General features: G+C 28.2%; 13 protein-coding genes. 3 read left to right on the forward strand and 10 right to left on the reverse strand.

The window, feature by feature from the left end:
* Positions 1-442: 442 nt before the first annotated feature.
* Complete coding sequence (locus Q1X91_RS10635; protein WP_300756995.1) at positions 443-1,519, reverse strand: ankyrin repeat domain-containing protein; 1,077 nt, start codon at positions 1,517-1,519, stop codon at positions 443-445.
* Between the two features lie 210 nt (positions 1,520-1,729).
* Here Q1X91_RS10635 and Q1X91_RS10640 point away from each other — a divergent pair, with 210 nt between their 5' ends.
* From Q1X91_RS10640 to Q1X91_RS10650, 3 genes are all read left to right on the forward strand, one after another.
* Entirely contained in the window at positions 1,730-2,155 is a 426-nt protein-coding gene (locus Q1X91_RS10640) for a hypothetical protein (RefSeq protein ID WP_300756998.1), read from the forward strand.
* Positions 2,156-3,033: 878 nt separating this feature from the next.
* Entirely contained in the window at positions 3,034-6,168 is a 3,135-nt protein-coding gene (locus Q1X91_RS10645; protein WP_300757001.1) for an efflux RND transporter permease subunit, read from the forward strand.
* 125 nt (positions 6,169-6,293) lie between these two features.
* A complete protein-coding gene (locus tag Q1X91_RS10650) occupies positions 6,294-7,268 on the forward strand; it encodes a sulfurtransferase (protein ID WP_300757003.1) in 975 nt (324 codons plus the stop codon).
* A gap of 64 nt (positions 7,269-7,332) precedes the next feature.
* Here Q1X91_RS10650 and Q1X91_RS10655 read toward each other — a convergent pair whose 3' ends face one another.
* The 9 genes from Q1X91_RS10655 to Q1X91_RS10695 form a co-directional block, all read right to left on the reverse strand.
* Positions 7,333-7,773, reverse strand: coding sequence for a hypothetical protein (locus Q1X91_RS10655; RefSeq protein ID WP_300757006.1), 441 nt, complete (start codon positions 7,771-7,773; stop codon positions 7,333-7,335).
* Between the two features lie 416 nt (positions 7,774-8,189).
* On the reverse strand, positions 8,190-9,143 hold the full coding sequence (locus tag Q1X91_RS10660) for a peptidylprolyl isomerase (RefSeq protein ID WP_300757009.1): 954 nt from the start codon (positions 9,141-9,143) through the stop codon (positions 8,190-8,192).
* A 188-nt stretch (positions 9,144-9,331) separates the two neighbouring features.
* On the reverse strand, positions 9,332-10,798 hold the full coding sequence (locus tag Q1X91_RS10665; protein ID WP_300757012.1) for a cobalamin-dependent protein: 1,467 nt from the start codon (positions 10,796-10,798) through the stop codon (positions 9,332-9,334).
* Between the two features lie 9 nt (positions 10,799-10,807).
* A complete protein-coding gene (locus tag Q1X91_RS10670) occupies positions 10,808-11,248 on the reverse strand; it encodes a YkgJ family cysteine cluster protein (protein ID WP_300757015.1) in 441 nt (146 codons plus the stop codon).
* 68 nt (positions 11,249-11,316) lie between these two features.
* On the reverse strand, positions 11,317-11,757 hold the full coding sequence (locus Q1X91_RS10675; RefSeq protein ID WP_300757018.1) for a MarR family transcriptional regulator: 441 nt from the start codon (positions 11,755-11,757) through the stop codon (positions 11,317-11,319).
* A 644-nt stretch (positions 11,758-12,401) separates the two neighbouring features.
* The gene (locus Q1X91_RS10680) at positions 12,402-13,232 is read right to left on the reverse strand and encodes a leucine-rich repeat domain-containing protein (RefSeq protein WP_300757021.1); all 831 of its coding nucleotides are present in this window, start codon (positions 13,230-13,232) and stop codon (positions 12,402-12,404) included.
* A gap of 199 nt (positions 13,233-13,431) precedes the next feature.
* Positions 13,432-14,349: a leucine-rich repeat domain-containing protein gene (locus Q1X91_RS10685; protein WP_300757023.1), complete on the reverse strand. Its 918-nt coding sequence runs from the start codon at positions 14,347-14,349 to the stop codon at positions 13,432-13,434.
* Positions 14,350-14,946: 597 nt separating this feature from the next.
* The gene (locus tag Q1X91_RS10690) at positions 14,947-15,138 is read right to left on the reverse strand and encodes a hypothetical protein (RefSeq protein ID WP_300757026.1); all 192 of its coding nucleotides are present in this window, start codon (positions 15,136-15,138) and stop codon (positions 14,947-14,949) included.
* Entirely contained in the window at positions 15,123-15,344 is a 222-nt protein-coding gene (locus tag Q1X91_RS10695; RefSeq protein WP_300757029.1) for a hypothetical protein, read from the reverse strand. Before Q1X91_RS10695 ends, Q1X91_RS10690 begins: the two co-directional genes overlap by 16 nt.
* Between the last annotated feature and the right edge of the window lie 66 nt (positions 15,345-15,410).

Here is a 15,410-nt window from a genome sequence, read left to right on the forward strand (position 1 = left end):
AATTTTATTTCTTCGTCTGTTAAATTAAAATCCATATTTTGATTATACCATAAATTAAAAAATTGACAAACTTAAAAATTTTCAGTATATACCTAAACAAATATAATTTGTCAAAAAATAAATTTTTAAATTTTAGTATTTGTGGGGACTAGCCCCCACACCCCCAGTTCTTTTGTTGGCACAAAGAACCAAAAAGACTGCATTTTTAGCCTAAATTTAGGTATTACAATACATTTAATACGTATTTTAAAAATATAAAGTTATAGCAATTGCGTTTTTTGCAACTTTTTTGCCGCACACACCATACTTAACAGTACTTCCTTCGATCGCAGGCGGACTTCGTCAAAGTTCTGCCAAAGGCACGCAGAGTGCGGCATGACTGTGAAGCTTGGCAAATATTTAAAATTAAAAAATTATTTTTTGACAAACTATATATTAAGCTTTATTTTGAATATTCATCAAAAAGTTTAATTATATCTTCTCTATTCTTTTTTGCAGCAAGTCTGTATGCTGTATTTCCATAGCTATTTCTGTCTTTAGGATTAGCTCCAGCTTTTAAAAGTTCTTCTATTATATTAATAGGTGTTCCTATAGTTCTGTATATTTTCCTATTTAAGCTAGGTTCTTCTACAGGAGATTCATATTCATACATTACAGCACGTATTAATACAGTATTTCCGTTTCTGTCGCGGGCATTAACATCAGCACCAAGCTCTATAACTTTCTTAATCAAATCAAAATCTAATTGTCTTTTTTCTATTAAGTACATAAGCAAAGTTTTACCGTTTCCCATATTAAAAGAGTTTACATCAGCACCAAAATTTATATATTCGTTAAAAATTTCTTTAGAATAACTGCTGTCAAAATTCGTAGAGACCATTACAGCATTATATATAATAGCTTCATTTAAGTTTGTAGCACCCGCATTTACCAATTCTCTTATTATATCAATATTTGATGCAGCAGTTAATGGAGATTTCTTCTCAGCACCTTCATAATTTCTATACGCATCTATATAAGCTCTTGTATTAACATTAGCACCTCTCTCTATTAAATATTTAACTACTTCTAAATTATCACCTTCGCAGGCAGAAACTAAAGCAGGGTTAATGTCTTTAGCACCGAGTTTAATAAGCTCTTCTACTATATCTAATTTTCCGCCAAGTGCCGCATATGATAATGCAATATTATAATTGCTAGCACCAGCATTCATCATTTGTTTTGCAATATCCCAATAACCTTCCGCACAGGCTACATAAAAAGAAAAATCAAAATCTTTAGCTCCGAAATCGAGAAGTTCATTAACTATATCCATATTACCAAGCTGTGCTGCATACATTAAAGGACTCATTCCATATTTTATATTGTATAAATCTAAATTTTCTCCGTCTCTTAATAAAATTTTTATTCTTTCTATGTCATTATCTCTTATAGAGTCCATAAGCTCATCATTTTGAGCAGAGAATAAAGATAAATTAAAAAATATTATCAAAAACAAAAAAATAATTATATTTTTCATCATAAAATCCAAGCTGTAAAATACCGTTTCAATTATCGGAAACAAAAAAACTATTCTTACTAAATAAAAATTTACTAAAAAACAAATAAAAATCAATAATTAGTAAACATAATACGTTAATAATTTTAAAGCCGTATTGATATTTATTATTATAAGTTTATAATTATTCACATAGGGGTAGAATTAATAATATTTAAGAGGTATAAAATTATGGAAATAAGTATACGTAATAATGCTCCTTATATAAGAAACAATAATAATATAAGAAATAACAGCAATAATATAGCTAATATTATTCAAGAAGCAAGAGAGAAAACTCCGATTAGTGAAGTAGGCGTATGCAAAACTTGTGCCTCAAGAACATATCAGGACGGTTCTAATGATATAGGAGTATCTTTCAAAACGCCAACAAGAATAGATCCTTCAAGTGCTCCTTCCCTTGTAGCTTCACATGAACAGGAACATGTTGCCAATAATCAAAGATCAGCTGAAAAAAGCGGCGGAGAGGTTATTTTTCAGAATGTAACATTAACTACTAATATATGCCCGGAATGTAAAAGAGTTTATATATCAGGAGGCGTTACCAAATCTGCTATAGCAAGAAGCAAAGGCAATAATGTAGATACATATGCTTAAAAATATTTAAAAAGTTCTATTTTTTATAATACTTCAAACTATATGATGATTATTATTTTTGCAATTAATATATAATTTTATTATAAAATTTTGAGGTGATGAAATGAATAAAAAATTTATTATTACATTAATAATTTGTGCAGCTGTATGCTTATCTATAGGTGCTTTATGATGTATTAGAGCAAAAGCATATAACTTTGTATAGTATAATTTAAATAGATCATGTCTAAATCTTCATAATATAGTATTTCCTATACTTGGTGTATTATTTATATACCTAAGTAACTATAATTTGTCAAAAACAAATTTTTTAAATTAAAAATATTTACACGGTTTCACAGTCATACCAGACTCCACTTATTTTGTGACACTGTCCGCCTAGATATGCGTGCCACAACTAAGTACGCCTCGCTCTGCGTGCCGTAGGCAGGTGTGCCACAAAGAAGCAAAAAGGCTACATTTTACTTAGTACGATTTAATAATAATTTTAATACTTGCACTTTCGCCACAGGCGTACAGCGTATGGTTCTTTTTGCGGCGGGAAAAAGAACAATAAAAAATTGACAAACTTAAAAAATATATTTTTTAGTTATTTTTTGGGCTAGTTTCATAAAATAATAAAAACATAAAAACTAATTTTTGATAACTGTATTTTTAAATTTATATTATTAAAATAGTTATAGATAAAATATTATTCAATATAAATTTAATTTAAAATGAAATTATATTGAAAACAAGATAAATTTAAATAGCAATTATATTTCAGCTGTTTTTAGAATTTAAAACTTTTTTTACATTTTATCGTCTAATATGATATAATAACTAAATGTATATTATATTATTAAAAAGATAAAAAATAAAAATTAAGAAATTTATTTATGAAAAATTTGATAGAAATAGTTGTAAAAAGACCCGTAACCATACTTATGGTAATAGTTTCAATACTTATATTAGGGCTTATTAGTTTATCTAGGCTTTCTATAGATTTTATGCCGAACATGCAGATCCCTTATATAAGCATATATACAAGCTATAGAAATTCAGGTCCTGAAGAAATAGAAAAATCTGTTACAAAATTAGTTGAAGGTGCTGCTGCAACTGTAAATAATATAAAAAATATAACTTCTACTTCAAGAGAAAATTCTTCAAATGTACTTGTAGAGTTTAATTGGGGTACTGATTTAACTGAGGCAACAGAAGATATAAGAGAGGCTTTAGAGCAGGTTACAGATTTACTTCCAGACAATGCGGATAAACCAGTGATAAGAAAATTTGATATGGATGATACATCATTAATGGAAGTTGCTGTTTACGGTATTGATGACCAGTCTACATTGTATAATATAGCAGATAATCAGATAGCTCCGCAGATAAAACAGGCTAAAGGTGTGGCACAGGCTGAAGTTATGGGAGGATTAAAAAGCCAAATAAAGATTGATGTTAATCTAAACAGATTAAAAGCATATAATATCAATATTAATGAAATAGCTTCAGCATTATCAAGAGATAATAATAATCTTGTAGGCGGTCAGGCGGATCAGGGATTTTATAAATATACTATAAGAACTATGGGTGAAATAACTAGTATTGATGATATAAAAAATACTACTATTACATTAATAAAAGACGGAGAAAATAGTTCTGTAATAAAGGTTCAGGATTTGGCAGAGGTGTATGAGGGGTATGATGATAATGTTAATATTATAAGAGTTAATGGAGAGAACTCTATATCAATAGCTGTAAGTAAAGAGTCTGGAGCTAATACTGTAGAAGTATCAAAAAATGTAATAAAGCAGCTTGAAGAGTATAATTTTCCAGACGGTATAAAATATCAGATAATGTTTAATACAGCCGACAGCATTAATGAATCTATAAGCGGAGTACTTGATGCTGCTTGGCAGGGAGGACTTTTTGCGGTTATAGTGCTTATGCTTTATATGTGGAATATAAGAACCGTATCTATAATAGCAATATCAATACCTCTTTCTATAATAGTAACTTTTACATTAATGTATTTTATGAAAATTACTTTAAATGTTATATCGCTTTCTGGTCTTGTTCTTGGAATAGGTATGATGGTAGATAATTCTATTGTTGTACTTGAGAACATATTTTATTACAGAAATAACGGATTTGGAAAATACTCTTCTGCTATAAACGGTACTTCAAAGGTGTCTCTTGCAATTTCAGCTTCCACTTTTACAACTATTGCTGTATTTCTGCCTTTTCTTTATCTTGAAGGTATGACAAGTCAAATATTTAGAGATTTATGTATAACAGTTACAATATCGATGATAGCTTCTTTATTAGTTGCTCTCTTGATAGTTCCTATGTTTGGTGCTAGACTTGTTACAAATAAGAGACTCAAATTATTAGGTAAATTAGAGATTCTAACCAATAAATACATACACAATAATATAAACAATATTTATAACAAAATACTTTCTTTTTCTATTAAAAGGAAATTAGTAGTACTTCTTCCCTCTATGATATTAGTATTTTCTGTTATAATATTCGGTTTAAAATTTATAGGTAAGGAAGGTTTTCCAAGAACAGATGAAGGTCAGTTTATGGTTCAGGTAACTATGCCTATAGGTACTAAATATGAGCAGACACAGTCTTTTGTTGCCCTAATGGAAAATGATATAAGAGAAATTATTAAAGATGATTTAACTAGAATTCAGTCAAGAATAAGAAAGGGAAGTGAGGCAAACAGTGCTAATATAAGAATACAATTAAAAGCAAAAAATGCTGGAAGAGTTGGTGATATTAATGATTATGCAGAGAGAACAAGAGAAAAACTGCAGTTATATCCAGCCAAAATAAATGTAAGATTATTAGGATCAATGTCTAGTTCTTCTGGCGGAGAGGCTATAAGAATAGAGATGCTCGGAGATGATACAGTGCAGGCTAAAGAGCTCGGAGACAGAATAGTTAGTGCTATATCAAATATAGAAGGTGTAAGAGGAGCTATGGTTGATATTGACGAATCAAACAGAGAGCTTCAGGTTTATGTTAATAGAGATATTGCTGCTAAAATGGGACTTAAAGTTAATGATGTGGCAAGAATAATAAATACCAGTTTTGCTGGAAGAACTGCAACTACAATTACTCCAGAGAATTCTGATTATACTGATATAGATGTTAATGTTCAGCTTGAAAATATTGATAAAGTTACCATAGAAGATGTAGAGAAGATAAGCATACCAGTTAAAGGAGTATTAATACCTTTATCTTCAATAGCTGATATAGTAAAAAGCTACGGTCCGAATAGAATAGAGAGAAAGGACAGAAAAAGATTTACCGTTGTAATAGCGAATACTTACGGAAGACCTTTGAATGAAATAATCGATGAAGTAAAAGAAGTCATAAAAAAAGATGTATTTGTTCCAAGCGGTATATCTATAAATTACGGAGGCGATTTTGAAGATATGAATGAAGCATTTGCTCAGCTTCTGCAAACTTTAATATTGGCATTGGTATTGGTGTATGCAATAATGGCCAGTCAGTTTGAATCTTTAATAGCTCCTTTTGTAATAGCATTTGCAATTCCTTTCGGTTTTGCAGGATCTCTAATTGCACTTATAATAACAAATACAACTTTGAGTGCATACAGTGCCATAGGCTGTATAGTGCTTATAGGTATAGTTGTCAATAACGGAATAGTTTTAATTGATTATATGAATCAGCTTATGCATGAAAACCATATTAAAGGTGATGAAGCAGCTTTGATTGCAGGGCAGAGAAGATTAAGACCTGTACTTATGACTACTTTAACTACCATACTTGGCATACTTCCTATGGCTTTAGGAATTGGAAGCGGTAATGAAATGTACAAACCTCTTGCTACAGCACTTCTTGGCGGGCTTAGTGTTTCTACATTGTTTACTTTAATAATAGTACCTACAATATATGCTGCTATAAGAAATAAAATACCTCTTAAAGATTATGACCAAAAAGACAGAGACAGTGCTAATGATTTTGCTTTAAATGATGCTGTTAATAATATGTGAAATATTTAAAGTTATTTAAATAAAATTACTTATGAACATTCTTCTATAATCATTGACGAATATCATAATTATAATATAATATCACCAATACAAAATTATAAAATTATTTCGGGAGAAAATAAAGTATGAAAAAGTTTTTATTTTTTTTAATTCTAATACTATCTCTATTAGCATCATGTTCTAAAACAGAAACTAATTCAAATACTAATCAGTCATCAGTCAATGCTTCTCCTGTTGAAAAGACAAGAGTATATGTAAATGCTGATTGGCTAAAAAGTGTTATAGACGGCAATCAGCCTCAGTCATCTAATTATGTTATTTTGGAGGCTTCTTGGGGAGATGCAAGTGCTGACTATAAAAAAGCTCATATACCAGGTGCTTTGCATATTAATACCGATTTGATAGAAGAGCCAGAGTATTGGAATGTAAGAACACCTAAAGAAATAGAACAGGTTATGAAAGATTTCGGTATATCAAAAGATACTGCTGTTATAGTATACGGCGAGCCTTCTCCTGCAGCAAGAGTCGCTGCTACTCTTCTTTGGGCTGGTGTTGATGAAGTGCATGTATTAGACGGTAATTTGAAAGCATGGACTGATATGGGTTATGCCACTTCAAGCAGCACTGAAAAAGCTAAACCTATAGATGATGTAGGAGTTACAGTTCCAGCTCACCCAGAATATATTATATCACTTCCAGAACAAATAATAGAAAAACAGAAAGACCCTAATTTCAAACTTGTAAGTATAAGAAGCTGGGACGAGTTTACTGGAAAGGTAAGCGGATACAGCTATATAGAAAGAGTAGGGGAGCCTAAAGGAGCTGTTTGGGGAAGAGACGAGTTTGATTATGTTGATGATAATGGTAAAATCATAAGTATAGATGAAGCTCAAAAAATATGGAATGAATGGGGCGTAACTAAAGATAATGAAATATCATTCTACTGCGGTACTGGCTGGAGAGCTGCTATACCATTTTTAATAGCTTATCAGGAAGGTTGGACTAATGTAACTTTATTTGACGGCGGCTGGTATGTATGGCAGATGAACCCTGAACTTCCTGTTCAATTAGGAGATCCTAGAGAAAATACTAATAATTAATTAATTTTTTAGTATAGATTATAATTAAAGCGGACATTCTTTTTGTATGCCCGCTTTTTATTTTTTAATATTCTTTTGATTTTACTATAAATAAATACAAAGATGTTTTTATAAGCTCTGCAATATAGACTATAAAAAATATTAAAGTCATATAATAGTATGCTAATAAACTTTCTCTTGAAAACATTTTTAAAAAAATAATAAAAATTATTCCTAAAATAAACAGCGAAACATTTAAAAACATCATATATTTATTATTATATATTTTCGATTTTAAAAAATAAAAAAATAGAATTGCAGCAAGTATAATTATAATTAATACTATAAAAGATACGGCATTTATTAAAAAAGGCATGTTATAAATAGTTTCAATTTTCTTATTATAATAAACAAAATGTCTCATAACGCCCATTTTCTTTTTTGATAAAAATTGTAATGCCAATGCTGATATTACAAATAAAACTTGTATTACTGTTACAGAAATGAAAGATATCTTTTTAATCATATAAATAAACCATTTAAAAAATTAATTATAATATTTAATTTTAAATTTAATATATAAATAGTCAATAGACATGCTGCAATTTTGTATATACCTAAACAATTACAATTTGTTAAAAATAAAATCATATTTTGTTTTTAAGATCTGGGGCTTTGCCCCAGACCCACAGTTCTTTTATTGATATAAAAGAACCAAAAGAACTGCATTTTTAACCCAAATTTTAGGTATTACCATACATTTAATACATATCTTTAATATGTAAAGTTCTAGTAATTTCGTTTTTCGCTCTGCGTGCCTTTGGCAGCAACTTTTTTGTGCGGCAAAAAAGTTGATAATTCTATATAATGTACATCAGTTGACAAAATGAAATAGTTCCAGTATATCATGATAAATATTAAATAATATTGAGATTAATATTTTTATTTGTATAACTGAACGGATACCCTCTTAGTTTCTTCATCAAGCCATTTTACAAAAGAATCTCTCATCTGCATCTCTCCAAGATAATTTTTTACTCTTGTTCTAATGCTTTCCATATCTTTTTCTATTCCAACTATTTTTACTATATAAAAACCCTTTCCTACAAGCTCTCTTACACTGCTTACAGTACCTACTTTATAGCCTCTTTTAGCAAGATTAAGTCCTGCATTTATCTGAGCAGGCAATGATCTTTTTCCTGCATCATAAAGAAGATTATAACCTAAATCCCCTCCATTATTTTTTGTAGCATTGTCATCACTATATTTTTTGGCAAGTTCGGAAAAATCCTGACCTCTAGCCGCCATTCCTCTTACTTGTTTTGCTAATTCTTGCTTTTCACCTTTTTCAGTAAAAGTTGTTGCTTTAAAAAATATCCAAGATAGTTTTACCAAAGTATCTACTTCAAATGCTGATTTATCTTTAGTATTATTATAAAACTCGTCAGCCTCTTCATCTGTAATTTCTGTATTATTTACTACCAAACCATTTAAGTTTTCCATAGCTATTTGCTTTTTTATAGAGTTTCTGTATTCTTCATATGATATACCCTCTGCCATTAACTGCTTAGCAAACTGATCTAATGTCATATTATATTGTTTGGCTATATTCTCAAGTCTTCTGCTTACATCATTTTCTTCTATTACATAATTATACTCTTTTAATTTTAAATACATTATTCTCTCTTCAACCAAATCTTTATAAACCATATCATCATTTATTTTCTGCCCTACAGATCTAGCCTGCAATGTTAAAAATGATTTTCTGCTGATAAAATCTTCATATGTAATAGGCATAGATCCTACTATTCCTACTATGCTGTTTACAACATCATTAAATAATAAATTGCTTTGTATAAAAATAATGGATAGTATAAAAATGATTGTTTTTTTCATTGAATATAATCCTTAAAATTTTTTTTATTGCTGCTGTGTTAGTTTAACCAATATAAGCCAAATAGTTTAGCATATAATCTTAATTATTATAATTGGCTTATAGCATTTATATATATAAACCATAATAAAAGAATATCATTAAAATGCCTTATATGCAAGTATAAATTTTTTTTACACTTTATATCATATTAATAATTATTTAAATAATATGACAGTACATTTTTAAAAGATTTTATATGATATTTTATATCGTAAATATCCCTTATACTTTTTATTTTTTGCATAACATAAAGAGGATTAAAGGATAAATTATAAAAATATTCAATATATTTAAATATTTTATCATCATCTATATCAATTTTCATTATGCTTTGCCTCATATCATAATCAAACCAATTCTTTGTGACAATAAGATTATTTTCATCACAATATCTAAATAATTTAGTTCCAGGATACGGTACAAAAATAGATGCATTCATAGAGTTTATATATCCGTTAAGCATCAAATATTTAACTATTTCAAAAGTATTTATTATATCCTCTTCATTTTCCCAAGGATATCCTAGTTTAACCATCATATCAGTAAAAAGTCCGGCCTTTTTAGCCAACTTAATAGAATTAATCATATTTTCTACACTGTTATCTGTAATACCTAGTTTTTCTATAGTTTTGGCATTGCCTGAAGGAAGATTAAAAATAATAGTTTTAAATCCAGCTTTCTTCATCATTTTATAATCCTGATATTCAAGCACTCCAAGATACATATAGCAGTCAATATAAACTTTTTTATTTAATTTTCTCTCTTTCATTGTCTCACAGAATAATGAAAGCCATTCTCCTGTAGGAAAATAAACTGTAGTATCTATTACTTCTTTTATGCCATAGCGTTTGTTTAAATACTCTATTTCATCTACTACATTTATAGGATTTCTAAGTCTTATATTATTAAAAAGAACATTAGAAGAATTGCTGTTATAATTATTATATATAGAGCCTCTTCCAGACATTATAAATGTACCAGGTGTTTTTTTAAAATGATCATTTATCTTTGAATATAATTTCCAGTTTGTAAGGTTTCTGTCTATAAATGGAAGTCTGTCTAATGACTCCTCCAAAACAAATTGACCAGTATTTTTGATATTGCCATTAGATGTTCTGTAATATATTCCTTTGTTTAATTTATCCCCATTATTAATATGATTAACCAAGTTTAAAAGAAGCATATCATAATCGCCTCCTGTAAGTATGAAATCCGTTTTAGATTTTTCCATACTCTCTTCTGGAAGTGCTGTAACATGATCTCCTGCAAGAACTATATATGTATTAGGATATTTTTCTTTTATGACGTCTATAGTATCCCATATATAGTTTATAATAGGAGTTTTTACCTCAAAGAATATCAAATCAGGCTGTATTTCCTCTATATTTTCAAACCATTCTATAGTAGTCATATTTCTTGCTATAGTATCTAAAAATACAACATTAATTCCATGATTTTTTAAAAATGTAGCTGCATATGAAGGTATTATTGGATATGAATATGTAGGATTTTTTAGCCATTGAAACTGTTTATTTAAAGATATTAATGGATATCCTATATTATATTCAAAGGGAGGATATGTTATGCATACTTTTTTTATTTCTTTCTTTTTCATAAAAATAGTTTATTTAGTCTTTTTAGAAACTTTCTTTTTTGTGCTGCTGCTTTTCTTTTTAATAATCTTGTTTTCATATACATATTTTTCTAGTTCATACTGATCATCAAAAATCACATCATACCACTCTTCATATCTTTCACATTTAGGAGGGCTATGTTTAGAGCAGATTTCATTTCTATTTTCATAGTTCTTACAAAGATATGTTTTTTTATCCAAATATCGGCACTCACTTCTTATCATATGATACCAAGTATTTTCATATATAAAAATAAAAGAATGCCTGAAATGAAGATACCATTTTAATGTGTTAAGTTCGCTTTCATTTTTAGGTTTTGATATTTCCATAACAAGGTCATGACAGCATAATGAGTTGCAGTCTGCACATAGTTTTTCACTAACTTTTTCCTGTCTATTCTTTAAAAGACTATCTGAAGGTATTACTTTCAAAATAAAATTACCCCTTTATTTAAATATATTATAAATATTATAATAATAATTGATTAAAATTCAATATATTAATCGTTAAAATAATTTTCCATAAACTCAATAAGTTTTTTCTGAGATTCTATATATTTTTTTATCTCTTCAGATGACAGACATTTAAGCATTTTTATATCCATTTTTTCTAAATCTTTCAAAATAGGTTCTGCAAAAGTTATTCCTTTCTTTGTCAAAGTGATAATTTTATTTCTTTTATCTTCTGCATTAATTTTTTTCTTTATATATCCTTTTTTTTCAAGATTGTCTAATATAGAACAAATAGTCTGTTTAGGCAATGATAATTTTTCTGTAATAGAGGTTTGCGAACATTCTTTACTATTATAAATAATAAGTAAAGTAAATAAAGTTGAATCTGTAATACCATATTGTTTAGCCCATAAATAATAAAATCTATTGGAAGTGTACCAAAAATTATACATAACTTCCATACATTTTTTTAGCTCTTCATTTTTCATGACTTTACCTGCTTTAATATAATTTTTATTTATATTAAACAATATATTTAAAATAAAACAAGTATTGTTTATTAAAAGAATATTAATTTTTGTATACTAAAAATATTAAACTTAGATTTGGAACTCAATTTAGTTTTTTTATTATAGCTCATATACTTTACAAACACTCTGCTGTATTGACCAGAAGAACAACAAAAAAATTGACAAACTTAAGAATTTTTAGTATACACCTAAACAATTACAATTTGTCAAAAAATAAATTTTTAAATTTTAGTATTTGTGGGGACTAGCCCTGCAAAGCACACAGTCGTGCCACACCCCCCCCAGTTCTTTTGGCGAAGCCTGTCACTCTGTGTGCCGTAGGCAGGTGAAAGAACTGCATTTTTAGCATAAATTTAGGTTATACTCTACATTATCTAATACATATATTTTTAATATAAAGTTCTAGTAATTGCTTTTTTCGCTCTGAGTGCCTACGAAGTCCACATGCGACCGAAGGAAGTACCGTTAGGTATGGTGTTGGCAAAACTTTGGCGAAGTCTCGGCAAAAAGGTTGATAATTCTGTGTAAAGTGCATCAGTTGACAAAATAGAATTGTTCCAGTATATGTAATATATTAAATGATATTTTAATCAAATATATATTTACCTTGAAACAATTTCGAAATTATATCCTAAAAATGTTTTCCAAGCGGGATCATTAATATCTAAAGCATTAGGTATTTTTAGAGTTTTTAGCTGAGTACTTGAAAAAAATTTACCATCAAAAGTTATATCATTAGGAGATGTACCTAAATATGTAACAACATTTAATTGAGATCCGCTTGAACCCGAAAATGCACCGCTTTTTATAACCTTAACAGAAGCTGGTATTGTTAATTCCTTTAATGCTGTAGAATACTGAAATGCATTTTTCTCTATAGTTTGAATATTATTTCCCAATGTTAATTTTTCTAATGAATAATTCAATGCAAAGGCATTTGCATTTATAGTTATAACAGAATCAGGTATTTTTACTTCTTTCAAATTATTATGAAGTCCATAAAAAGCAAAATCCTCTATAACTGTAATAGTATTTTCTGGAAATATAAAGTTAAGTACTATATTTTGAGAAGGTTTTCCAGTGAACATAGAACTATTTATAATACCATTTTGAAACTCTATATTTCTTATATCCATAGTTATATCAGATATTCCTATTTTTTCTGCCTCATCGATTACCAAACATGATAGAGAATTTTTCTGAGAATATTCTAACTTAGGCACACCTATAAATATAAGTTTATAATATCCATTATCTTTATAATATTCCTGAAGTCTATCTCTTATCTGACTGCTTATGACAGCATCCTCAAGTCCTACATCTATACCGTATTTTATTACCTCTTTATCAATAATATCAATAGGGGAATTAAAATCAGAACATGAAGTCATTAATATTAACGAGATAATTGTTGTTATAATTTTTTTAATCATATATATTCCTTACTATACTATGATATCATTAGAATATAAAAAATCAACAAAATAACTTTTACATAACAAAAAACTTTTGACTTTAATTAATAAAAGGAATAAGAAATAAAACCAAAAGTAGATATTGTAAAATTATATATTATTGTTTTTTTACAGTTGTAAAATTAGCCCCTAAAAAAGTTTTCCAAGCAGGATCTGCTTAATCTGATGCATTAGGTATTATTAAAGTAGTGAGTTTATCACATCCGTAAAATATATTTTGACCTGCAGATGCTATATCATTAGGAGTTTTTCCTAAATAAATAATTGTAGTTAAATTAATGGAGCTTACAAATGCGTAATCTCCTATTGATGTTATAGAAGCAGGTATTATCAATTCCGTTAATCCGCAATTTCCAAATGCTTCTGTTTCTATTGATTTTACTGTATCTGGTATCACTAATTCTTTTAATTTTTCAGCTACAAGAAATGAACTAGCCCATATTGTTTGTATACCGCTTTCAAATTCTAATCTTTCTAGTTGATAGCAGTATGCAAAGCCATATTCTCCTACCATTGTTATAGAATTTGGTATTGTAATTTGTTTTATATTTCCTAAATTCATAAAAGCCATGCTTTCTACAATTTTTATTTGATTATTTGGCAATATAAAATTTAAAATTATATCATCTGAAATTGTTTCACCAGAAAACATCATTTCATTTATGCTCCCATTTTTGAAATCAATATTCCGTATATCAACATCTATATTTTTTGCATTATTAATTTTCATAGCTGATTTTACTATTAAAATAGAAAGAGATTCCGAGGTGCTTTGAGTATAGTCTTTAGGCACACCTATAAATATTAATCTATATGCTCCCATCTCTTCATAATATGCTTTTAAATTTTCTTCTATCTTTTGGCTTATTACTGCATCTTCAAGACCTATATCTATGCCGTATTTTTCTATTAACTGCTCTTCTGTAGATACAGTAGGAGGTTTTACAGTACCGCCTCCAGACTGGTCATTTCCTCCTCCGCTTATAGAAGAATTACTGCTTGGCGATATAATTTCTGCTGAACATGATACAAATACTAATGCCGACAACAATATCAATAAAATCTTTTTAATCAATGTTTATCCTCAACTTATAATATAAATTAATATCATTTTATAATAATAACAAAAATTAGAAAAAATATACTTTATTTTAAAAAATAAAAAAATATAAATTATTATATTAGACTTGTTTCAAAACTAATTTTATTTATTAATTGTGGGGACTAGCCCTGCGAAGCACACAGTCGTGCCCGCTCTGCGTGCCATAGGCAAGACACCTACTCTGTGGTGACCCATACGAAGTACGCCTGCGGCGAGAAGCAGGCACAGCCCGCAGTCGCGAAGGACTGCATATTTATATACTTAAATAATAAGTTATACAACATTTAAAACATTATTTTAATAATTTATAAATTAGCAAAATTTCACATATAATCTTCTCAAGTACTTTTGAAACAAGTCTATTATAGATAGTTTTATATAATTTACTTTTGTATTATAATTAATTACATAAAATATTGCTGTATATGTTTTTGAATAAACTTTATATTTTATTTGAAAGAAAATTATGATTATTGAAAAATAAATTATGAAAATTAATAGACAATAAAAAACTTATACTGCCTTATTTAACTAAAACAGTATAAGTTCATCATATTTTTAGTATGATAATTATAATATATCTTTTATTTCTACAACTTTAACTTCATCTATAAATAGATTCATAACTACTAATTTAATGCTTTTTGTTTTATCTTCTATACTTGAAGCCTGTGCCAAATAATAATAATAATTGCATCCCTGAACTATTTGATGTCCCAAATAAAGCTCTGCCTCATAATCAAGACCTAAAACATTATGCATGCCTTTTTAAATAATTTAAGTAACTTATTAGCTTCTATAGAATCAATTATTCTTATAGGAGCTTCATCTTCTCTAGAACATATTATACTGCCGATTGGAGAAGCTGAACTTTCTAATATGGTTTCTTCTCTTCTTACAATACAAGTTTTTCCTGTTTCGTTAATATTTATTACTATTAGACTTGTTTCAAAACTACTTGACAACATTAAATATAAAATTATTTAATGTTTAAAATTATAAATATGATGTTTTACATGTTGTATAAACTATCA

It is taken from the genome of uncultured Brachyspira sp. (assembly GCF_949287625.1).
GTDB lineage: Bacteria > Spirochaetota > Brachyspiria > Brachyspirales > Brachyspiraceae > Brachyspira.

Excerpts from the sequence above, each read along its gene's own strand:
- Q1X91_RS10635 (WP_300756995.1), bottom strand. The coding sequence starts at position 1,519 with ATGAAAAATATAATTATTTTTTTGTTTTTGATAATATTTTTTAATTTA.
- Q1X91_RS10640 (WP_300756998.1), top strand. The coding sequence starts at position 1,730 with ATGGAAATAAGTATACGTAATAATGCTCCTTATATAAGAAACAATAAT.
- Q1X91_RS10645 (WP_300757001.1), top strand. The coding sequence starts at position 3,034 with ATGAAAAATTTGATAGAAATAGTTGTAAAAAGACCCGTAACCATACTT.
- Q1X91_RS10650 (WP_300757003.1), top strand. The coding sequence starts at position 6,294 with ATGAAAAAGTTTTTATTTTTTTTAATTCTAATACTATCTCTATTAGCA.
- Q1X91_RS10655 (WP_300757006.1), bottom strand. The coding sequence starts at position 7,773 with ATGATTAAAAAGATATCTTTCATTTCTGTAACAGTAATACAAGTTTTA.
- Q1X91_RS10660 (WP_300757009.1), bottom strand. The coding sequence starts at position 9,143 with ATGAAAAAAACAATCATTTTTATACTATCCATTATTTTTATACAAAGC.
- Q1X91_RS10665 (WP_300757012.1), bottom strand. The coding sequence starts at position 10,798 with ATGAAAAAGAAAGAAATAAAAAAAGTATGCATAACATATCCTCCCTTT.
- Q1X91_RS10675 (WP_300757018.1), bottom strand. The coding sequence starts at position 11,757 with ATGAAAAATGAAGAGCTAAAAAAATGTATGGAAGTTATGTATAATTTT.
- Q1X91_RS10680 (WP_300757021.1), bottom strand. The coding sequence starts at position 13,232 with ATGATTAAAAAAATTATAACAACAATTATCTCGTTAATATTAATGACT.
- Q1X91_RS10690 (WP_300757026.1), bottom strand. The coding sequence starts at position 15,138 with ATGCATAATGTTTTAGGTCTTGATTATGAGGCAGAGCTTTATTTGGGA.
- Q1X91_RS10695 (WP_300757029.1), bottom strand. The coding sequence starts at position 15,344 with ATGTTGTCAAGTAGTTTTGAAACAAGTCTAATAGTAATAAATATTAAC.